Source organism: Haloarchaeobius amylolyticus, from assembly GCF_042678045.1.
Lineage (GTDB): Archaea > Halobacteriota > Halobacteria > Halobacteriales > Natrialbaceae > Natrinema > Natrinema amylolyticus_A.
Map to the genome: position 1 here is coordinate 441,472 of NZ_JBHUDI010000001.1, position 20,992 is coordinate 462,463.

Here is a 20,992-nt window from a genome sequence, read left to right on the forward strand (position 1 = left end):
CAGCTGTTGGGGGAACCCTTACTCTCCCAACGTGGAATGTGCCATACGACACGATACCACATGACACATAATCTCGGCGTCGACGTCGGTGGGACGTTCACGGACGTCATCGTCTTCGACGAATCGACGCACGAACTCACGATAGACAAGGTGCTCTCCACGCCCGGGAATCCATCGGAAGGCGTTCTCCGCGGCGTCGAAGAGGCAACGGCGAAGGCGGGGACCGACGTCTCCGAACTCGACCTGCTGTTCCACGGCACGACGGTCGTGACGAACATGCTCTTGGAGGAGACGGGGGCTCGCGTCGGACTCATCACGACTGCCGGCCACGAGGACATCCTCCATCTGGCACGGGCGTGGACGCCCGGCCCACTTTATGGATGGATGGACATGGAGAAACCGGAGCCGCTTGCCGATCTGGTCGACACGCGCGGCGTCGCCGGGACGATCAGTTCGCCGACGGGTGAGGAGACCGAACCGCTCGACGAGGCAGCGGTCAGAGACGCCGTCCGCGATCTCGAGGCTGCCGGCGTCGAGTCGCTGACCGTCGCGTTACTGAATTCGTATCTCAACCCCGCCCACGAAGAGCGCGTCCGCGAGATCGTCGCCGAGGAGGCCCCAGAGCTGCCGGTGTCGATCTCCGCCGACATCGTCCCGGAGTACGGCGAGTACGAACGGACGCTGACGACCGTCATCAACGACTACGCGCGGCCGACGGTGATCGACTATCTCGAGGACTTAGACGAGTCGCTGACGGACGCTGGCTCGTCGGCCACGATGAACGTCGTTCGGTCCGACGGCGGCCTGATGAGTTCGGCGGCCGCAAAGGAGCGGCCGGTCGAACTCGCCCTCTCGGGACCGAGCGGTGGCGTCGTCGGTGCGGCGACGATCGCGTCGAAGAAGGGCGTCCCGGACGTGTTGACGCTCGATATGGGTGGCACCTCGACCGACGTCTCGCTCGTCGAGGGTGGGACGCCCGAGACGACCCGGCAGACGAAGGTCGGCTATCGGGAGTTCAAATCCCGCTCGGTCGACGTGAACACGGTCGGGGCCGGCGGCGGCTCGATCGCTCGCGTGCAGTTGAACGGCTCGCTGCAGGTCGGTCCGGAGAGCGCCGGCGCAGACCCAGGGCCTGCGTGTTACGGGCAGGGCGGCGACGCGCCGACCGTCACGGACGCCAACGTCGTGCTCGGTCGCATCCCGGAGACGGTCCAACTCGGCGGCCGAATGGACCTCGACCGGGAGGCAGCCCGCGACGCCGTGGCGACGATCGCCGACGAGCGTGACAGCACGGTCGAAGAGGCCGCACAGGCGGTTCTCGACATCGTCAACGAGAACATGCACGGCGCGCTGCGCGTCGTCTCCGTCGAGCGTGGCTACGACCCGCGGGAGTTCGGGCTCGTCGCCTTCGGCGGGGCCGGCCCGATGCACGCGAACGCGCTCGCGGACGTGATGGACGCCTATCCGCTACTCATTCCCCCGGGACCGGGCGTGATGTCGGCCTTCGGCTTCCTCACCTCGGATATCCAAAACGAATTCTCGGAGACTTACTTAGAGACCGAGACCGACGTCGACGGCGAGGACGTCTACGAGGAACTGCGCGCGCTCGAGGACGAAGCGAGCGAGTGGCTCGTCTCCGAAGGCGTCGACGAGGCCGATCACGAATTCGAGTACTTCGCCGAGTGTCGCTACTTCCGCCAGGACATCCAGATGTCGATCCCGGTCGACATCGAGAACCTCCACGAAACCGGACTCGCGGAGATCAAAAACGACTTCGAGGCGCGCCACGACCGCCAGTTCGGCTTCTCGCTCGATGCGCCACTCGAGATCGCGAACCTCCGTGTCATCGGGAACGGGACGCTGCAGGGCGTTACCATCGAAGAACGAGCGCTAGCCGGTTCGGACCCGAGCGACGCCGAAATCGACGTCAGCGACGTGTACTTCGACGGCGACTACCACGAGACGCCGATCTACGACAGGGCCGAGTTGCAGTCGGGTAACGAACTCGACGGGCCAGCCATCGTCACCGACGACGACTCGACGGTCGTCGTCCAGCCGGATCACACCGCGACCATCGACCGCTATGCCAACATCGAAATCAACAGAGGTGAGAGCCAATGAGCGACACGACGCCTGAGTTCGTCGGCGAGCACGACATCGACCAGACCACCCTGGACATCATCGAGAGCACGCTCTCGAACACCCGCCACGAGATGGACCGGGTCGTCGAAACGACGGCGATCAGCCCCGTCATCCGCGAACAGTCCGACCAGTTCCCGCTCATCGCCGACGCCGAAGGACGAATGGTCATGGGCCAGTTCGGCTCTGCGATCGACACTATCCTCGAGAACTCGCCGTTCGACCGCGCGGACTTGGCGGACGGCGACGTGATCGCGACCAACGACCCCTACATGTGCGCCGGGGCTGTCTCGCACACCCCCGACATGCTCCTGTTGCGTCCCATCTTCTACGAGGACGACCTCGTGGGCTTTTCGAGCCAGTGGGGCAACCTGATGGACGTCGGCGGGAAGACGCCCGGCAGTATGCCCGTCCAGGCCAGTACGATCTTCGAAGAGGGAATGCGGCTACCGCCGGTCAAACTCTACAAGGAAGGCGAGTTCGACAGCGAGCTACTCGAGACGTTCGCCCACAACACGCGCCTGCCAGAACACGCCGAGGCCGACATCAAGGCACTGGCGGCGGGGACGAAAGCCGCCGAAACACGCGTTCACGAACTCTGTGACCGCTTCGGCAAGGAGACGTACGTCGAGGCCTGCGACGCCATCCTCGACCGTACCCGCGACGGGATGATCGATCTGATCCACGAGTTCATCCCGGAGGGTGAACGCTACACGTTCGAGGACTACGTCGACGACGACGGCATGGGCAACGGCCCGATCAAACTCCACCTCGAGATCTACCGGGAGGGAGAGACGGTCTACCTCGACTGGACTGGCACGGACGAGCAGGTGCCGGGGACGGTGAACTTCCTGTTGAACGAACAGATGTTCAAGATGTTCACCGGGGTCTTCCTCATCATGGCCTTCGACCCACTGCTGACGTTCAACGACGGCTACTACGACCTCTTCGAGGTGACGCTGCCCGAAGGCACCGTGGTCCAGCCGGAGTTCCCGGCGGCGCTCGGCAACCGCCTGCCGATGATGGCCCGCCAGTTCGACGTGCTGCAGGCGACGTTCTCGAAGCTCATCGACGGCTTCTCGGTGGCGGGCAGCTACGGCACGTCCCCGAACCTCGTCTACGCCGGCACGGACTCGGAAGGCAACGACTTCCAGATGCTCGAGATCCTCTACGGCGGCATCCCGGCACGGCCGGGCGGCGACGGGCTCGACGGCCACTCGTGGTGGCCGCTGTTTCGAACTGTGCCCGCGGAGTACCAGGAGGCCTACTACCCATTGACCATCGACGAGTACAGCACCCGCGCCGACACCGGCGGTGCCGGCGAGTTCCGCGGCGGCCACGGCATCACCAAGGTATACACCTTCGAGGAACCGGGCGCGATCACGTTCCAGGACGACCGCGCGCACACGTACCCGTGGGGTGTCGACGGTGGCTCCCACGCCCAGACGAGCGAGAAGAAACTGATCCGCACCGACGGCACCGAGGAGGAACTCCCCTCGAAGGTCGAAAACGTCGCCGTGGAGGCGGGCGACAAACTCGTCTTCAGCACTGCCGGCGGCGGCGGGCTGGGCGATCCGCTCGAGCGCGACCCCGACGTCGTCGCCGCGGAAGTCGAGCGCGGACTCGTCTCCGAGTCGGCCGCGCGCACGGAGTACGGTATCGTCCTCGCCGACGACGGCACTGTCGACGAGTCAGCCACCGCCGAGCGACGCGAGGAAGTTCGGGAGACGCGTGACAACCTCGAGCCGTTCGACTACGGGCCGCTGCCGGACGACGAGACGCTCGAAGAACGCATCGCCGCCGAGCGCCGGGAGTTCGCCGAGCGACACGACTGACCCACACCCGACTCTCATCCATAGCACACCATGGACTGGCCACACGACATCGACGCCCACTACGACGCGGACGACTTCGGGACGAGCGTTGGCCTCGGCGACCGGCCCGCGTTGCTGGTCGTCGATCTGATAAACGCCTTCACCGATCCCGAGACAAGTCTCGGCTCGGACGTGACTGGCGTGCTCGAGCAGACCGAGCGACTGCTCGCGGCCTTTCGCGAACACGATCTACCGCGATACTTCACGACCGTCGCCTACGAGGAATCGTACGGCGACGCCGGTCGGTTCGTCGAGAAAGTGCCCGCGTTACGCGAACTTCGGCTCGGAACCGACGCGGTCGAGGTCGACGACCGGGTCGCGCCTATCGACGACGAGCGCGTCATCCTGAAAAAGTACGCGAGCGCCTTCTTCGGGACCGACCTGCAGACGGAGCTGACGACACACCGCGTCGATATGCTCGTCCTCGCCGGCGTCACGACGAGCGGTTGTATCCGTGCGACGGCCGTCGATAGCCTCCAGCACGGCTATCGAACGATCGTCCCGGCCGACGCGGTCGGTGACCGCGCCGAGGGACCACACCGAGCGAACCTCTTCGACATCGACGCGAAGTACGGCGATGTCGTCACGACCGACAGCGTCCTCGATCACCTCTCTGCCAATGACTAACGACCCCATCGAACGACCCGCATCGACACCGACTTCGCCACGACAATCGTGTGATCGGCCATGACCGACTCCGGTGCCACGCTCCGAACGTACCTCGAGCGCGACGAACTCCTGGTCTGTCCCGGCGTCCACGATCCGCTTACTGCCAGAGTTGCCGACGCCGTCGGCTTCGACGCGATCTACATGACGGGCTACGGGACGTCGCTGTCGAAGACCGGCTATCCCGACGCCGGCTTCATCACGATGCCCGAGATGATCGAAAACGCCGGCAACATCCAGGAGCGGATCGACGTGCCGCTGATCGCCGACGCCGACAACGGCTACGGGAACGCGACGAACGTCATCCGAACCGTTCGAGAGTACATCAAAGCCGGCGTGGGTGCAATCCACATCGAAGACCAGACGTTCCCGAAACGCTGTGGCCATACGAAGGGCCGACAGGTCATCCCGCGCGAGGAAGCGGTCGGCAAGATCGAAGCCGCAGCCGACGTTCGGGACGACCGCGCCGAAGACTTCGTCCTCATCGCCCGCACCGACGCCCGCGGTACGGGTGACGGCTCGCTCGACGAGGCGATCGGCCGCGCCAACGACTTCCTCGCGGCCGGCGCTGACGTCGCGTTCGTCGAGGGCCCGACCGACGACACGGAACTCGAGCGCATCGGCCGGGAGGTCGACGGACCGCTCGTCTACAATTTCGTCGGCGATCTCGGCTCCTCGCCGTACGTCGACCTCGCGTCGCTCGAGGAGTGGGGCTTCGACGTCGTGTTGTTCCCCATCACGTCGACGCTGTCGACGATCGCGAACGTCTACGCGGACCTCAGCACCTTCGCGGACGACCCCGTGGCGGCGATGCGAGATATCGACGACGCGTTCAATTCCCAGCCAGTCGGAAGCCTCCACGAGTTTTCGGGCTTCCCCGAGGTCGTCGAGTGGGAACGACAGTACCTCCCCGACCAGGAACAGGACAAATACGAGGACTCGCTTGGGGACGACCTCGAGTCCGAATAGCCGCGTTCTCGAGGGGGATATAGTAGCCACTGAAAGTCAGTGCACACCTGATCGCACGAAGGCTATGCGATCAGTGTGTAAACAGTTTCAGTTGTTACTATAGAAGAATCCGGATCGGCGACCGGCACCTGCGAGCCGCGACCTTCAACTACCCGATTGGCATCTGTTTACACGTGACGCACGACCGAATTCACGCCCGGAAACCGACCCACGACATCGAGCGGTGGTCCGTCGGAACGATCGAACGCATCAGCGAGCGGGACGGACACTGCGTCTTCGAGGTCCGAACCGACGGGTGCGACACGATCGAACTCGTCGTCACGACCGCTATTCGTGAGTTGGTCCTGCGCCGGCTGGATCTCGACGACGGAGAGTCGCCGATCGGGGCTCGAGTCTGGTATCGGAAACACGGCGGGTAGCCGTCCTACGGGTGTACCGGGACATCGGTACAGCAGACCGTATCACTGGAAACGCGGAAATGGCGGCGTTAAGACTAAATAATCGTATCGATTGACTTTCACTGTATTCGAAAGAAAGTGTTGGCTTCGAAACGGACGGCCTGCGAGACACGCAGGACGGAAAGCAGCCGGCTTTGATCGGCCAGCTATCGTATCGATGATAGCTGCGACGGTCTCGAGCCAGTGGTGAGCCGATAGCCACGTCGAAGCCGGCGGGCAAGGATCGAAGCGTTCGTTCTTTCGAAGGGGACCAGCTTAGAGACCGATGACGCAGAAATCACGCAGAACGTCGGATTCGGCGAATTGGAATCGGGAGTTCAGCCGCACGAACAGCACAGTCACGGGTGGATACTGATGGTCGCAGTATCGACGATCGTACTCGGGCTGATCGCCGCCGGAGCCGTCGTGATGTTCGGCTCGATTCTGTATACTCGGCGGCTGTTCCTGCGACTCAACGAGGAGAGCTACCGGCGACGATGGCGAGGGCTCCTCGCGCTGATGGTGTTCTTCCTGCTGGGCTACGTCGCCGCCCTCTGGGTCGTCTTCGACGGTCAGGAGCTCCTCTTTCAGGTGCTGGCGGGGTTCGTCTTCCTGTTCGGTGCCGTATTCGTCTTGCTCGTGGTCAACGTGGGGCTGGTGACGGTCAACGACCTCCAGGACAAAAACGACTCCCTCCAGACGAAAATGGAGGAAGTCGAGCAAGCGCGTCAAGAGGCGGTCACGCTCCGCGAAGAAACCGACCAGCTCAACCAGCACTTGGAGCGGAAAGCCGACGAGTACGCGGCCGTCATGCAGGCGTGTGCGGCCGGCGATCTGACACAGCGGATGGACCCCGACGGCGAGAACGAGGCGATGGCCGAGATCGCACGCGAGTTCAACGACATGGTCGCCACACTCGAGTCGACCACCGAGGATCTCACGGCGTTCGCACAGAACGTGGCTGCCGCGTCCGAATCGGTCACGTCCGGTTCCGAGGAAGTCCATGCGGCCTCCGAACAGGTCTCCGAGTCGATTCAGGAAATCGCCGACGGTGCCGACCGACAACACGAGTACCTCCGTTCGGTCACCGGGGAACTCGACTCGCTGTCGACGACGACCGAAGAGATCGCCGTCTCCTCGAACGAGGTCGCCGAGATCGCCGAACGAACCGTCGAAACCGGCCAGGACGGCCAAGCAGCCGCAGAGACCGCGATCACTGCGATGACCGAGATCGAAGCCGAGGCCGCCGACGCCGTCGCCGAGATACACCGCCTCGAGGAAGAGGTCCAGCAGATCGACGAGTTGATCAATACGATCTCCGAGATCGCACGCCAGACCAACATGCTGGCACTGAATGCGAACATCGAGGTGTCCCGTTCCGCGGGTGCAAGCGGCGACGACGGGTTCTCCGCCGTCGCGACGGAGGTCAAAGCGCTCTCCGAAGACGTCGCAGAGGCGGCTGAGGAGGCCGAAGCACGCCTCGAGGCGATCCGCGACCGGACCGAGGAATCCGCCGCCGAGGTCGAGCGCACGAACGACGGTATCCAGGACGCCAACGAGCAGGTCCAGGAGGCCGTCGACGCGCTCGCAGAGATTACCACGCTCGCACAGGAGACCAACGTCGGGGTGCAGGAGATCTCGGCGGCCAGCGAAGCGCAGGCGGCCTCGACCCAGGAGGTCGTCGCGATGGTCGACGACATCGCGGCGATCTCCGAATCGACGAGCACAGGGGCCGAGAGCGTCGCCGCCGCGGCCGAAGAACAGACGACAGCGCTGACCGAGGTCTCGACGAGTGCCGAACGGCTCAGCAATCAGGCTGCACGGCTCTCGCAGGCACTCCGCTATTTCGAAACGGACGCAGCCGCCGTCAGCGCTTCGCCGACCGACGACTGATACTGTCTGCTCACGGTCTCTCGGAGAAACGAGATCTGACGTAGTTTGACAGCTTCGGTGAAGCGAGAAGCCCCTGCTCGATGGGCCTGACGGCGAGGAGGCAGGGGCCGTTCACGAGTAGAAGACGACTGGCTGGCGGTCACCGCCGTGGTCTTCTGGGCGGTATTCTGACAGGTCGTCCCGGTCGTCGTCGCCGAGGAGTTGATTGAGAACGTCGATAGCCGAGGCTCTCAGGAGCGGTTTGTTGTCGTTCCCGCAATTTTCGTCGAACGTACAGGCGGGGCACCCATTGGGCTGCCCGCAGTTACAGTCGCGGAGTTGATCACGTGCGCGTTCCGCGAGCGCTTCGAAATCGTCGTAGATAGCGCGTGCGAAGCCGAGGCCGCCATCGACGCCGTCGTAGATGAACCAGCCCGAGGCGGTGTGACCGGACAAGTCGCTCGTTCGTCGTTCAAGGGCGTGGGTTGCGGCTTCGAACGAGCCCCTGATGGAATCGGCGATGTCGTCGTACTCGGGATGCGTGTAATGAGTATCCATCACGAGCGTGGCGAGGCCGCCGAGGTCGTTCTTGTCGACACGGAGCTCGAGCGGCGCGGTCTGAATGGTGGCGTGTTCTGCAGCGTGCAACCCGGCGATGTACCCGAGATGGGCGAGGCCGGTCTGATCCGGATCGACGCCGGTTTCGACGCCGTACTCCTGGTATTTCCGCACGAGCGGCAGTTCGACGTCTTCGGGGACTTCCACCCAGCAGAGGTGCGTGTCCATGAGGATCGGCGGGGTTTCGGTCGGGATCAGCTGTTGCTTCGGCTCGCTGTTGCCGATGTACATCTGGTCGTAGGCGTGGTGATGGACGACCACCGTTCCGCGCCCGAAATGGAGCGTGAACCCGTTGATATCACGGGACTGTTCGGAGTCGGCATCGAGGACGGTGACCTTGTTGCGTGATCGCGTATAGTACTCGCGATCGACTGGCTCGAGTTCGATGACCGGTTGGGGTCGGTCTTCGTCGACGGAGACGACTTCGAACTGCTGGCCGTTCTGGAGCCTGACAGCGCCTTCGTGGTAGTCCCTGTACGCGCGGTTTCGGTCGATCGGCTCGAGATCGAGGCCGTCGGAGAGCCCCCATCGCTCGCGATCGACACCGTCTGCGAGGCGCAGGTGATAATCAGTGTCGTCGGTCCCGTAGAGGTTGACGCGCGTCTGTGGGCGACCAGGGCCACTGTAGTGGACGGCGGCATCGAGATAGCCGTCGACGAAACCGGCTTCGCGCCACATTTTAACGGCCGCACGCAAGCGGTCTTCGTCAGCGAACGTACCGATATCGGCCTCGTCGAGTGCGATTTCGTCACAGGCACAGCGGACGTGGGTCGCGAAGACGGAGTTGTTCGAGGTGTCGACGACGGCGTCTTCGACGTCGGTCTCGAGTACGTAGTTGGGGTTGTTGAGGACGTACTGGTCGAGGGTTCGGTGATCTCCGACCAGCACTGCGAGGCTTCGGCTCGCTTCACGACCGGCACGGCCGATCCGCTGCCAGAACGCCTGGCGTTGGCCGGGATATCCCATCAGGACTGTCGCGTCGAGGCTCCCGATGTCGATGCCCAGTTCCAGTGCGGAGGTCGTTGCGAGACCGGTGAGGGCGCCGGTTTTGAACTGGTGTTCGCGGGAATGGCGTGTGCGGCGGCCGAGCCCGGCGTTGTACGCATCTCGGTCGACGGTCGTCGACCGATCGTACGCTCGAGGGTTGGCTCGCCGGTGGTCGTCCGCACGTTGAATGCCGAGCTCAGTGAGTTTGCGACTCGGGCAGAACAGCAGCGTTCGGACATCGTGCGAGGTGAGGTGGTTGAACACTTTCGGCGCTTCGACGCTCGCCGGGACTCGTTGCGCGACGAACTCGTCGTCGAACGCCTCCTCGGTATCGTCCTCGGATTCGAGGGAGAACGAGTCGCCAGGGGTCGTCTCGCGAGTTTTGTCTCGCGGTGGTGGGTTCCACAGGACGATGTCACGTGGCCCATGTGGTGAGCCATCGTCGTCGACGACGGTCACGGGAGCGTTGATCAGTTCCGTAGAGTGGTCGTGTGGATTGCCGATCGTGGCCGACGTGAGGACGTACTGTGGGTCGCCGCCCCAGTAGTCAGCGACGCGTTGCATCCGGCGAATGATCCACGCGACGTGCATCCCTTCGATGCCGGTGTACGTGTGTGACTCGTCGACTGCGACGAGGTCGAGCGCGCTGTAGAACCGACTCCACTTGTCGTGGTGCTCGAGGTAGACGTTGAGACCGGCGAAGTTCGTCAGGATGACGTCTGCCTGTTCACGGATCGCACGTCGATCACCCGTCGTGTCACCGTCGTAGATTCGAACTCGAACGTCGAGTCCGAGCTGCTCGTACAGGTCCTCGAGCGCCTCTTTTTGATCTTTCGTCAGTGCCTTCATCGGGTACACACACAGCGCGGTCGAGGCGCTGTTCCGGTCGGACGGCCTGGTCCCATCCGCGTTGAGAACGCCCGCCTCGAGGAGGTTACGCGCGATTTGCAGGCCGTAGATGTGGGTTTTGCCGCTGGACGTGGACGTCGTCACCGCAACGTTCTCACCGTCGCCGAGCGCGTCGAGTGCGTCGGCCTGATGACTGAACAGGTCGTACGGATACGGGTCACTGAGCGCGGGTCGCAGCACGTCGCCTGCCGAGACGGTGTCGGCTGGTTTCGCGGGAAGTTCGATGATGTCGATGTACTCTGACTCGGGGGAGAGACCCGGCCGGGGAAACGTTTCGACGAGGTCTCGTCCCGAGACGTCGATTCGAGAGGTCGTATCGCTCGAGGAATCGTGTGCACACATCGTTAGAAGTCGGTAAGGCCTGCCTGGTGTCCATCAGCACCACCAGTACCGCTGTCAGTCGTCTCGCGCCGTGTCGCGTCAGTAATGGCCTGGTAGACGTGCCAGAGCGCTCGGCAATCGTCTTCACAGTACGCCTCGTGTCGGTCCCAGTCGGGTTCTCGCTCCGGGGAGTCGGGATCCCGCATGAACTCCTGATATGCGGCTGCAGTCTGTGCACCGGTCAGCCCGGTTCCTGCGGAGTCGTAGCCCAGAGCACGAGCGACGTGAGCGAGCTTGTTCGTTCGGCCGGGAAGCAGCGCGTTCCCGTCACGGACCGCCCATTTGTACAGGTCGTACGTCCAGACGTCGTCCCACGCGTCGACGTATTCGGGGAGGTACTGGTGAAGGAATTGCGTGATGTGTCGATAATCGAACCCGTGTCCGTTCCAGGTCAACACGGTTCGGTCACCGTGAGTCGCGAGGAACCAGGTGATGAACGCTTCGAGCACCGGCTTCGGGTTCGTCGGGTGTTGCTTCTCGGTGAACGCCTGATAACTGTCGGTCGCCGGGTCGTACACCCCGAATTGCCAGATAATGGTCGGGGAGAGCCCGTCGGTTTCGATGTCGAGGCAGACGGGTGGACGATCGTCACGCGTCTTGACCGGCGTTTTGTTCGTCAGGAGGAGTGGCTCGCCCGAGTCGATGACGTCGGCGTGAGCGTGTATCGTCTCGGCGGTCGTCCGCCCGATCCCCGGGAGGTCGGTGAGATCGTCGAGTGCGAGGTCGCGGACGTCACGTGTCGTTTGACATCCGCGTTGCTGTAACCGATCAGCGGTCGCGTGACCGACACCGTTCAACGCTGTGAGTCCGAACTGATCGATATCGACAGCTTCTGCCGCGACGGTCCCGTGTGGCGTGCAGGTGTACTGCGCGATCTTCGATCCGTCTCGAGTCGTTGCGCCGAGTCCCGCAATCGGCACCCGCACGGACGAGCGGTCGTGTAGCAGTGTCCACTCGTGGGAGTACTCAGCTGGTTGCCCACCCGCGAGGACGGTGACTGGCTCGGGAAGCGTGGCGCTAATCGCCGCAAACTGTTCGGCGTTCGGAAGGGTCGTCGAGAGCGTAGTCGTCTCCCAGTCGACGGTGAGTTGCGGGACGAACAGGAACGTCGCGGCGTCGGTGCCCGTCCGTCGCTCGCCTGTGGCGAGTTGGGAGTGGAGGTCGGGGAGCACGTCACGGCTCTGAACGGCGATAATGTCTATCGTCTCGGCTGGCGGGGCCGAGTCGGATGCGTCGTGGACACCCGCTTCGGGAGTGTATCGATAGTGATCGATGTGTTCACCACCGTGGCCGAGTTGTGGATGAACGACGGGGAGCGTTGGATCGGTATCGCGAACCATTGCGTACGCTTTGGCGGCCCGGGATCCGGGGATTGTGATACACTCTGGAGTAAAGTACTGAACGGCATCCCGAACCGTGGCTCGTGACACATGGTCGAGCGTCGACGCCGGAAGCGCAAGCACTACCACGGACTCGTCGGCCGCCATACGACAACGCAGTTCGAACCCGCGTTCTATAAGTGTGACTCGAGCGGGGTGAAAGTGAAGTCGACCGGAGAAGCCCCGGAGGAGAGAGCAGATGCCGTGATTTCACCGCGGACGAGTCCGGTTCGAGACGGTACAGTGGGTCCAGATCGCTCTCCGGTGTGGGTTTGACGGCTCCCGGGACTCACCAGACGTGAACAGAACGGAACGCACGGCAGGGCTAACAGCTGCAACCGCTTGCCCTCCGCCTGAAGACGGGGTATGCGCTATCGGTCTGTATCAGGGCCAGAGACCGCGATTAGCGTGGGCGTCGACCAACCGCGAAAGTGCGACGATGTATGCCGCATCTCGCCACGTCACCCCTCGCGTTTCGACCTCGGCTCGGACGTCGTCCCATGCGGAGAGCATTTCCTTGTCGAGTTCGTCCTGGACTTCCTCGAGCGACCACGACCGGCGGTTGATATCCTGGAGCCACTCGAAGTAGGAGACGGTGACCCCGCCAGCGTTGGCGAGAATGTCCGGTACGACCGGAATGTCGCGTTCGGCCAGGATCGTATCCGCCGCGAACGTCGTCGGGCCGTTCGCACCTTCGACGATGAGGTCGGCACGAATACTGTCAGCGTTGGCTTCCGTGATCACGTCGCCGATGGCTGCGGGAATGAGGAGATCGACGTCCAACGTGAGCAGTTCGTCGTTTCCGATCGTCTCGTCGGCGTAGTCGGTGACGGCCTCGGGTTCTTCATCGTGTGACGGGATCGCATGCGGATCGAGCCCCGTCGGATCGTAGGCCGCGCCGTTGACGTCGCTGACTGCAACGACAGTTGCGCCCCACTCATCGAGCAGGCGGGCCGCGTTCGCACCGACGCTGCCGAACCCCTGGACGGCGACGGTCGTCTCCTCGAGCGGATAGTCGTAGTAGTTGCAGGCCTCGCGAGCGATGAGTGCGACGCTCCGTCCCGGAGCCTCCTCGCGGCCGTAACTGCCGCCGATGACGGGCGGCTTGCCAGTGACGACGCCGGGGAGCGTCTCCGCCTCCTGCATGCTGTAGGCGTCCATAATCCACGACATCGTCTGTGGATCGGTCCCCATGTCGGGCGCAGGAATGTCCTTGTTCGGCCCGATTATGTCCCGGATTTCGTCCGTGAATCGCCGAGTCAGGCGCTCCTTTTCCGCCTGGCTCAGTTCCTTCGGGTCGACGACGATCCCGCCTTTCGCGCCGCCAAAGGGCAGGTCCATCACGGCACACTTCCAGGTCATCCACATCGAGAGGCCGATACACTCCTCGCGAGTGACGCCCGGATGATATCGCAAGCCGCCCTTGAACGGACCGCGAACGCTGTCGTGGTGTGCCCGATAGCCAGTGAACACATCGATGGAGCCGTCATCGCGTTCGACTGGTACTGTTACCTCGTGGACGGCTGCCGGGTGTTTGAGGCGTTCGACGATGTTCGGATCGATATCGAGGTGCGTTGCAGCGTGCTCGAGTTGTCGTCGAGCCGTTGCAACTGCCGACGTGGCTTCCGCATCGTCGTCTGGCTGAGAAACTGCACTTTCGACTGTCGTTGGTGAGGTATTGGATGACATCGCTTGTAGTGGAGGAAAATCCGGTTATTCGAGCGACAGCGCCCGATTTTGGAGGGTGTTCGCACGCCCACAGCGGGTGCATTTCTCGGCCCGGGTGTCGGCAGTGATAATCTCACCACAAACCAGGCACTCGTATGTCGATGTAGCATCGGGGCTGCCCGTAAGATCGTACATGCATACTACTGGTCGTTCGAGAGACGCATAAATATTAGGAATTAATGTAATATAAACACGTATAATCGCAATATAGGGCCATTAAGGCAAATGTCGGTGTGGTGATCGCGCCTCTCTCAGTTCCAGTAGGTCCGCCTCCATGCTGCTGACAGGACACACGCTGGAGCGCTAGCCGAGACATCGCCGCCGACAGGATAGTATCGGCGCTCCAGGGTCGTGAATTCTCACGGCGTCGGAGAAGAACGAGTTATTCATTGATACGGGCTCCGATCAGTCAGTTCCGGCGTATCAACGGACCGCCCTGCGGATACGCCGGTAACTCGGTACAGCAGACCGTATGAGTGGTCCAACGGCGGCGCGTACGGGACCGGCGAATTGGCCGCGGTCGCTCAGTGGACGGCGTCGACCTGCTCAAGGTCCGCCAGCACCTCGTCAGCGTGACCCTCGGGCGAGACGTCCTCGTAGACCGCTTCGATGGTGCCGTCGGGACCGACGACGTAGGTGTTGCGGAAGACACCATCGAACGTCTTGCCGAACAGCTGTTTCTCACCGTAGGAATCGTACAGCGTCGCGACCTCGCCGAGTTCGTCCGCGAGGAGATCGAACTCGAGGTCGTAATCGGCCGCGAAGTCGGCGAGATCGGCGACGGAATCGTCGCTGATACCGATGACGGCAGCGTCGCGGGCCGCAAACTGCGAGCGAGCGTCGTTGAACTCACAGGCTTCGGTGGTACACCCGTCCGTGTTGGCGCGGGGATAGAAGTAGATGATGAGCCGTTGCCCCTCGAAATCCGAGCGGCTGACCTGCTCGCCGTGCTGGTTTGGCAGTTCAAACACCGGTGCGTCGTCGCCGACATCAAGCATGCATCCGAGTTAGCGACTGCGATTGTATGCGTTATGGTTCACTACCGGAAAATATGTCGCAGACAGGGGGACAACCGGAGTCATACGCCCAGTACACGCGATCGCGGTGGCGGCCCGTCGCCGACACGCGTCCGCGTCGTCACTATCAGGTATTCTACACTCTCGGTGGCGTTCGGCGGCCGTCACTCGAGGCGTTCGGCCGCCTCCCGTTCGACGAGCGGCGCGGCGTTTTGCTCCGGTAGCGTGACGACATCGTCGCTGGTCAGCGTGTACTCGCGGTCGTCGACGCCGAGGATCTCGCCGATGTCGCGGGTGATCCTGACAGTCGTGCGATCGACGTCGGCAACTGCCTCTGCAGCCGTCACGTCGCCAGAGTCCGAGTCCGTATCAGTGCTCGCGTCCGCGCCATCGCGAGTCCCCTCACGTCGGTCTCCTGACGCTGGACCCGCCGGCGAATCGATCCTGGCCTCCTCACCGGCCTCATCCGTGTCACCGATCGGCGGACCGTCGCCCATGACGTCCGCGGGCGAGACACCGCTCGAGGCGTCCGTGACCGCCCCCTCATCGGCGGCGACGCTGGTGTCAGTTGGCGGCTCTTCCGGCGGTACCGGGGGTTCGTCCGGTGGTGCCGGAGGGGTGTCGGCCGCAGGTGCTCGATCGGATGCGGGCGCGTCCGGATGCGCGTCGGAACTGGAACTGCCGGACTCGTCGCCCAACTGGGGCGTGTCGGCCGTCGCAGTCGCGTCGGGTCCGGTATCGGAGGTGGGCTGCTCGACGCCCTCGAGAACGTCCAGCACCCGGCTCTTGTTCGCGCTGATGCGGTCGACGAGGTCGTCGAAGAGGTCCACCTCCTCGGCGGTCAAGCCCTCGTCGTCGGCCGCCATCCCGGCCGCAGCGAGGCTGGCCTGTTTGACGAGTTTGCCCATCCGGCGCTCGTAGATGGCCTCGACGACGTCTTTGGCAGTCTCGATTTCGTCGGTCAGTCGGCCGACCTCGGGCGATGAAAAGGGGTCGTCGGCCTGCTCGGCGACGCGGTCGCGTTCGTCCTCCAGGTCGGCGATGTACTCGCCGACCTCCTGGTAGAACGAGGGGCGGAGATTCTGGAGGCTGTCCTTCTTTCGCTCCTTGCTCTGGACCGAACGCAACTCGTCTAAATTCATTCTTTCTCCTTCTCTGCGCGGCCGCGTGCCATCAGGAACACGGCGACGTACTCGGGTAGTGACTGGTCTCCCTCCTGGACCGTAAAGCTATCTCCACCGAGTTCTACCTCGCCGCCCTCGGTAACGTCGACGGTGATCTCGTGGCCGCGGAACGTCTCGGGGACGGCATCGACGAGCGGCTCGAAGTCGGCGATCTCGTCGCGTGCGAGGCGTACCGTTTTCAGCCCGCTACCGCCGTGGAGGCTCCCAGGCAGCCGGATGAGCCGGTTCGTGTCGGTCGTGACCGGCTCGTCGATGGGCGCGTTGTCTCGTTCGACAGCTTTGCTCGCGAACCGCTCAGCCAGTTGAGCGACTGCGGTGTGGACGGTCACGTTGCCTGCCTCGAGTCCCTCGCGGTTGTTTCGGGCGGCGTTCAGCGTGGCTTTCGCTTTCCCCTCGCCGATCCCGTCGAACGACTGGAGGCGCTCGAGGGCCGCGTCCTCTTCCATCTCGAGCAGCTCGTCCACGAAGGCCATGAAGTGGTCGTGGATGCGGGCCCCCCAGCCGCCCTCGATCCGGAGTGTGCGTCGTTCGGTCGGGGTCTTTCGCCCCAGGCCGGCGACGGTCTCGGTCTCGATCAGTTCGTCGTACTCGAGGCCGATGCCCCGAACGTAGTCGACGATCTCGCGGCGGTGTTCCCGCTCTAGGTGCAAGACGTTCTCGTCGCGAACGTGGACGTGATAGCCACGCCCGCCAGAGAAGACGATCTCGAGATCCTCGAAGGCGAAGTCGTCCTCGAGGAACTCGAGCAGGCGAATGAGGGCGTCCTTACACTTGGCGAGCATCTCGGCGTAGCTGTCCTCGCCGAGCGTGACCGACGGCAGGTGGTCGGCGTCCAAATCGAAGACGAGATCCGCGGCCTGCCAGTCCTTGTCGTGCATCGAACTCGCGCCGGGGTCGCGAAAGCGCCCCGCCGAGAAGTAGACGTGGCGCGGGCGCTTGCGGACGAGAAACTCCGAGAGTTCGCCTAACTCGAGCAGCGAACGGTGGCGGACCATCGTCGTATCCGGGCCGTCTGTCCAGGGGATGTAGCCCCACTCGCGTTCGTTGGCCGCGGGCGGCGGCGTGATCTCAGTTCGTCGGTAGTGATCGCGAAATCGCCCGCGAAGATAGGCCCTCGTTCGCTCTTCCATACGCTTCGCCTACTCATCGTGGGTCGGGTATAACTGTATTGGACTGTTCCTGCGAGCCGTCGCACAGGGGACGTATCAGCGCCGAATGAGATCGGAGATGCGATCGGCGAGTCCGGCGTCCGAGCCGAGTTTCAGGTAGTAGGCGTCGCCGCCGTCCTCGTAGTAGTTGTCGATCCGTCGTTTGATCTCGAAGCCGAGGTGTTCGTAGAACTGCAACGCGTTCTCGTTGCTCGTTCGGGCGTGACACGTGATCGTGTCGTGGTCCTCCGCGACGTGGGCGATGAGTCGTTTCCCGATGCCTTCACCGCGATGGTCCGGAGACACTGCCAGAAAGAGAATATAGCCGTCGCGTCGAACGGCGGCGAACCCGATGAGTTCCTCGTCCTGTACGTAACAGTGGACTGTCGACCGGCGATACGCGTCGGTAAAGAAGTCATATCGCTGCTTGAGCACGTCTTCCTGACGGTTGATCTCCTCCTTTAGCTGCCAGGCTTCGTCGACGAATTCGTCGCTCCCCGGGGCGACGACCCGACTGTCGATGTTGACGCTCACTATCCTACTCTACCACTGTAATCAATATAATTCCACCGGCAGTCGATGCTGGAGACCGCTACACGGAGCCATCACGCACGGTGACGTTCAGCCAGCGTTCAGCGTTCACATTCACCATCGACGAACACTCACCGCTGGCGACGCGTCGAAACGACGGGCATAGAAGGTCGGCCGCCGAAACGAGGCCATGGGATTCGAACTGCGCGACCACACGGCCGACGTCGCCGTCTCGGCGACCGGCGACTCGCTCGAGGCGACCTTCGCGGCGGTGGCAGACGGCCTCGCGGCCGCCTCCTGTGACGAGATTCCATCCGACGGCGGCGAGCGGTTTTCGCTATCCGTGACGGCCGAAGGTCGCGAGGCGCTGCTGTTCGACTATCTCGACGAACTGATCTACCTGCGCGACGTCCGGGCGGCACTCCCCGTCGACCACCGCGTCGACTCGATCGACGTCGTCGAATCGGCCGACGGCACCGAGGAGTGGTCCCTCGAGGCCAGCGCCCGCGGCGTCCCGCTTTCCGCAATCGACGCCCGCGAGGTGAAGGCCGTGACTTACTCCGAAATGTCCCTCGAGCAGACTCCCGACGGCGGGTGGGAAGCGTACGTCGTTTTCGACGTCTAAGCGACAGCCTATCGGCGACACGAGAGACGAACATCTTTCTTCGCGGCGGTCGGACGGTCACGTATGACCACCTTCGACGCAAACGGCATCACGCTCGAGCGGGTGCGCGAGTACGTCTGGGAGATCCCACGGGAGGGCGATATGCGTGTCCCCGCGCGGGTGCTCGCAAGCGAAGCGCTGCTCGAGGAAATCAAGGAGGACAAGACCTTAGAGCAGATCAAAAACACGACTCACCTGCCCGGCATCACCAACCACGCGATCTGTATGCCCGACGGGCACCAGGGCTATGGCTTCCCGGTCGGTGGGGTCGGTGCGCTCGACGCCGAAAACGGTTGTATTTCGCCGGGTGCAGTCGGCTACGACATCAACTGCGGCGTCCGCATGATGCGGACGAACCTGACTTACGACGACCTCAAAGGCCACGAGGAGGAACTCGTCGACTCCCTCTTTGCCAACATCCCGTCGGGACTCGGCGGCGGCGGAGTCGTCGAAGCCGGCGTCGACACCGTCGACGAGATCCTCGCCCGCGGCGTCGACTGGGCCCTCGAGAACGGCTACGCCGTCGAGGACGACCTGCTTCACTGTGAAGACGAAGGGATGCGCGAGGGCGCAGCCCCCGAGAAGATCAGCCAGAAGGCCAAAGACCGCGGGAAAAACCAGATCGGCTCGCTCGGATCGGGGAATCACTTCCTCGAGGTCCAGCGCGTGACCGACGTCTTCGACGACGCGGTCGGCGAGGCGTTCGGACTCGAGGAAGACCAGATCGTCGTCCTCATCCACTGTGGCTCGCGTGGCCTGGGCCATCAGACCTGCAACGACTACCTGCGGAAGATCGAGCAGCAACACCAGGGGCTGTTGAACCAGCTGCCGGACAAGGAACTCGCGGCCGCGCCCGCGGGCTCACAGCTGGCCGAGGACTACTACGGCGCGATGAACGCGGCGATCAACTTCGCGTGGGTCAACCGTCAGTTGATCATGCACCGCACGCGCGAGGTCTTCGAGGGTGTCTTCGACCGCTCGTGGGAGGACATGGAGATGGACCTGTTGTACGACGTGGCCCACAACATCGCCAAAAAGGAGACACATACGGTCGACGGTGAGGAGCGCGAGCTCTATGTCCACCGGAAGGGCGCGACGCGGGCGTTCCCCGCCGGCCATCCGGACGTCCCGAAAGCCTACCGGGACGTGGGCCAGCCCATCATCATCCCCGGAAGCATGGGCGCGGGTAGCTACGTCCTCCGCGGTGGCGAGAACTCGCTGGACCTCACGTTCGGGTCGACCGCCCACGGCGCGGGCCGGCTGATGAGCCGCACGCAGGCCAAAAACGAGTACTGGGGCGGCGACGTCCAGCAGGAACTCGAGGAACAGGATCAGATCTACGTCAAGGCTCAATCAGGCGCGACGGTCGCCGAGGAAGCACCGGGCGTCTACAAGGACGTCGACGAGGTCGTCCGCGTCTCCGACGAACTGGGCATCGGCGACAAGGTCGCACGGACGTTCCCCGTCTGTAACATCAAGGGCTAAGCGTCGGCGAGCGCCTCGAGCAGCATGTCAGCGAGCGGCTCCTTGGCCGCCTCGTTCTGGACGTTGAGCGCCGAACAGTCGACGAGTTCCTCGACGAGGTCGACGCCCGCGGTCGTGTTCGTCGTGATCCCCGCGACCAGGTCGGGTGAATGTCCGAACGCCTCCTCGATCCCGACGACTGCGTAGGGGTCGGACGCACAGAGGACGGTAAACGCGACGTGCTCCTCGAGCATGTCGACCACGGCTTCCCCATTGTACGGCTCGAGTGGGCTGGCACCGACCTCGGCGACGATGACGTCCGCCTCCTGCAGTCGGGCGAAGACCGGCCGGACGGCCTCCCGGAAGGTGTCTTCGGGGACGATCGTCGTCGGCAACCCTGCGTCGACGAAGTCGTAGATGGGGTCTGCGCCTGCCACCTCCATCGATAGCACGTCGCCGTAGGTGCCCGCGCCCGTCAATTTGCAGGCGGCGACGTCGTACTCGTTTTCGACCAGGACGCGGGTGATTACCCGGCCAGTCATCGTCTTGCCGGCCGACATGCTCGTGCCGAGGACGAGGACGACCGGGGGCTCGGGCGTGGCAGGTGCATCCGTCAAGCCGTACTCTGACATTCGGGCGACATCGCCGTCAACGACGACGTGACCCTCGTATTCAACCTCGACCGGCGTCTGGCTGAACGGCGAGGCCGAGGTAACCCGGCCGAGAACGCCGCCGCCGGTCATAATGTTCAGCAGTCCGTCGTCGTCGACGTCCCGCCAACTGCCGACCAGTTCACGGGTCGCGCGACGGGTGCCCAGCGCGCCGACGATCGTCTCACCTTCCATCAATTCGACGCGTCTCCCCTGCGGGTTCTCGACCCTGACACCGGGAGCCGGTCGTTGGGTAACGCGTGCGAACACGTAATCTCCCGTCTCCCACTCCGTCTTGGGCCGAGATTCGACGTCGTACGAGCGCTGCTCGAGATCGGCGATTCGCGTAACTGAGGTATGAACGTCTGCGTGCATG

17 protein-coding genes are annotated in these 20,992 nt (G+C 63.6%); 8 read left to right on the top strand and 9 right to left on the bottom strand.

All coding sequences use genetic code 11. The features are described 5' to 3' along the window. The first annotated feature begins 60 nt into the window (after positions 1-60). From ACFR99_RS02240 to ACFR99_RS02265, 6 genes are all read left to right on the top strand, one after another. Entirely contained in the window at positions 61-2,121 is a 2,061-nt protein-coding gene (locus tag ACFR99_RS02240; RefSeq protein ID WP_390283959.1) for a hydantoinase/oxoprolinase family protein, read from the top strand. Then, positions 2,118-3,974 carry a hydantoinase B/oxoprolinase family protein gene (locus ACFR99_RS02245; RefSeq protein ID WP_390283961.1) on the top strand — a complete coding sequence of 619 codons (1,857 nt, stop codon included), beginning with the start codon at positions 2,118-2,120 and terminating at the stop codon, positions 3,972-3,974. Before ACFR99_RS02240 ends, ACFR99_RS02245 begins: the two co-directional genes overlap by 4 nt. A 30-nt stretch (positions 3,975-4,004) precedes the next feature. Continuing rightward, complete coding sequence (locus tag ACFR99_RS02250; RefSeq protein WP_390283963.1) at positions 4,005-4,640, top strand: isochorismatase family protein; 636 nt, start codon at positions 4,005-4,007, stop codon at positions 4,638-4,640. A gap of 60 nt (positions 4,641-4,700) precedes the next feature. Then, complete coding sequence (locus ACFR99_RS02255) at positions 4,701-5,648, top strand: isocitrate lyase/PEP mutase family protein (protein WP_390283965.1); 948 nt, start codon at positions 4,701-4,703, stop codon at positions 5,646-5,648. A gap of 173 nt (positions 5,649-5,821) precedes the next feature. Then, entirely contained in the window at positions 5,822-6,067 is a 246-nt protein-coding gene (locus tag ACFR99_RS02260) for a DUF7861 family protein (protein ID WP_390283967.1), read from the top strand. Positions 6,068-6,460: 393 nt separating this feature from the next. After that, positions 6,461-7,978, top strand: coding sequence for a methyl-accepting chemotaxis protein (locus ACFR99_RS02265; protein WP_390283969.1), 1,518 nt, complete (start codon positions 6,461-6,463; stop codon positions 7,976-7,978). Between the two features lie 111 nt (positions 7,979-8,089). Here ACFR99_RS02265 and ACFR99_RS02270 read toward each other — a convergent pair whose 3' ends face one another. The 8 genes from ACFR99_RS02270 to ACFR99_RS02305 form a co-directional block, all read right to left on the bottom strand. Next, the gene (locus tag ACFR99_RS02270) at positions 8,090-10,813 is read right to left on the bottom strand and encodes a DEAD/DEAH box helicase (RefSeq protein ID WP_390283971.1); all 2,724 of its coding nucleotides are present in this window, start codon (positions 10,811-10,813) and stop codon (positions 8,090-8,092) included. 2 nt (positions 10,814-10,815) lie between these two features. Then, positions 10,816-12,339, bottom strand: a complete 1,524-nt coding sequence (locus ACFR99_RS02275; RefSeq protein ID WP_390283973.1) for a ribonuclease H-like domain-containing protein — start codon at positions 12,337-12,339, stop codon at positions 10,816-10,818. A gap of 276 nt (positions 12,340-12,615) precedes the next feature. Next, entirely contained in the window at positions 12,616-13,920 is a 1,305-nt protein-coding gene (gene gdhB / locus ACFR99_RS02280; RefSeq protein ID WP_390283975.1) for a glutamate dehydrogenase GdhB, read from the bottom strand. Positions 13,921-13,944: 24 nt separating this feature from the next. Next, complete coding sequence (locus tag ACFR99_RS02285) at positions 13,945-14,094, bottom strand: rubrerythrin-like domain-containing protein (RefSeq protein WP_390283977.1); 150 nt, start codon at positions 14,092-14,094, stop codon at positions 13,945-13,947. Between the two features lie 389 nt (positions 14,095-14,483). Next, the gene (gene bcp, locus ACFR99_RS02290) at positions 14,484-14,957 is read right to left on the bottom strand and encodes a thioredoxin-dependent thiol peroxidase (protein WP_390283979.1); all 474 of its coding nucleotides are present in this window, start codon (positions 14,955-14,957) and stop codon (positions 14,484-14,486) included. Positions 14,958-15,139: 182 nt separating this feature from the next. After that, entirely contained in the window at positions 15,140-16,117 is a 978-nt protein-coding gene (locus tag ACFR99_RS02295; RefSeq protein ID WP_390283981.1) for a DNA replication complex subunit Gins51, read from the bottom strand. Beyond that, positions 16,114-17,289 carry a DNA primase small subunit PriS gene (gene priS, locus ACFR99_RS02300; RefSeq protein WP_390283983.1) on the bottom strand — a complete coding sequence of 392 codons (1,176 nt, stop codon included), beginning with the start codon at positions 17,287-17,289 and terminating at the stop codon, positions 16,114-16,116. The genes ACFR99_RS02295 and priS overlap by 4 nt, the downstream gene beginning before the upstream one ends. A 75-nt stretch (positions 17,290-17,364) precedes the next feature. Next, positions 17,365-17,841 (bottom strand): GNAT family N-acetyltransferase, encoded by a 477-nt coding sequence (locus ACFR99_RS02305; protein ID WP_390283985.1) that lies wholly within the window; start codon positions 17,839-17,841, stop codon positions 17,365-17,367. A gap of 187 nt (positions 17,842-18,028) precedes the next feature. Here ACFR99_RS02305 and ACFR99_RS02310 point away from each other — a divergent pair, with 187 nt between their 5' ends. Both ACFR99_RS02310 and ACFR99_RS02315 read left to right on the top strand, forming a co-directional pair. Next, positions 18,029-18,463, top strand: coding sequence for an archease (locus ACFR99_RS02310; protein ID WP_390283987.1), 435 nt, complete (start codon positions 18,029-18,031; stop codon positions 18,461-18,463). 63 nt (positions 18,464-18,526) lie between these two features. After that, positions 18,527-19,987 carry an RtcB family protein gene (locus ACFR99_RS02315; RefSeq protein ID WP_390283989.1) on the top strand — a complete coding sequence of 487 codons (1,461 nt, stop codon included), beginning with the start codon at positions 18,527-18,529 and terminating at the stop codon, positions 19,985-19,987. Here ACFR99_RS02315 and ACFR99_RS02320 read toward each other — a convergent pair. Next, positions 19,984-20,991 (bottom strand): hypothetical protein, encoded by a 1,008-nt coding sequence (locus ACFR99_RS02320; RefSeq protein ID WP_390283991.1) that lies wholly within the window; start codon positions 20,989-20,991, stop codon positions 19,984-19,986. The two genes, ACFR99_RS02315 and ACFR99_RS02320, sit on opposite strands and share 4 nt — an antisense overlap. Position 20,992: the final 1 nt, after the last annotated feature.

Bases quoted from the DNA above. Each gene is read 5' to 3' on its own strand.
- ACFR99_RS02245 (WP_390283961.1), top strand. From the start codon at position 2,118: ATGAGCGACACGACGCCTGAGTTCGTCGGCGAGCACGACATCGACCAG.
- priS (WP_390283983.1), bottom strand. From the start codon at position 17,289: ATGGAAGAGCGAACGAGGGCCTATCTTCGCGGGCGATTTCGCGATCAC.
- ACFR99_RS02315 (WP_390283989.1), top strand. From the start codon at position 18,527: ATGACCACCTTCGACGCAAACGGCATCACGCTCGAGCGGGTGCGCGAG.
- ACFR99_RS02310 (WP_390283987.1), top strand. From the start codon at position 18,029: ATGGGATTCGAACTGCGCGACCACACGGCCGACGTCGCCGTCTCGGCG.
- ACFR99_RS02250 (WP_390283963.1), top strand. From the start codon at position 4,005: ATGGACTGGCCACACGACATCGACGCCCACTACGACGCGGACGACTTC.
- ACFR99_RS02255 (WP_390283965.1), top strand. From the start codon at position 4,701: ATGACCGACTCCGGTGCCACGCTCCGAACGTACCTCGAGCGCGACGAA.
- ACFR99_RS02320 (WP_390283991.1), bottom strand. From the start codon at position 20,991: ATGCACGCAGACGTTCATACCTCAGTTACGCGAATCGCCGATCTCGAG.
- bcp (WP_390283979.1), bottom strand. From the start codon at position 14,957: ATGCTTGATGTCGGCGACGACGCACCGGTGTTTGAACTGCCAAACCAG.
- ACFR99_RS02275 (WP_390283973.1), bottom strand. From the start codon at position 12,339: ATGGCGGCCGACGAGTCCGTGGTAGTGCTTGCGCTTCCGGCGTCGACG.
- ACFR99_RS02240 (WP_390283959.1), top strand. From the start codon at position 61: ATGACACATAATCTCGGCGTCGACGTCGGTGGGACGTTCACGGACGTC.
- ACFR99_RS02285 (WP_390283977.1), bottom strand. From the start codon at position 14,094: ATGTACGATCTTACGGGCAGCCCCGATGCTACATCGACATACGAGTGC.
- ACFR99_RS02295 (WP_390283981.1), bottom strand. From the start codon at position 16,117: ATGAATTTAGACGAGTTGCGTTCGGTCCAGAGCAAGGAGCGAAAGAAG.
- gdhB (WP_390283975.1), bottom strand. From the start codon at position 13,920: ATGTCATCCAATACCTCACCAACGACAGTCGAAAGTGCAGTTTCTCAG.
- ACFR99_RS02270 (WP_390283971.1), bottom strand. From the start codon at position 10,813: ATGTGTGCACACGATTCCTCGAGCGATACGACCTCTCGAATCGACGTC.
- ACFR99_RS02265 (WP_390283969.1), top strand. From the start codon at position 6,461: ATGGTCGCAGTATCGACGATCGTACTCGGGCTGATCGCCGCCGGAGCC.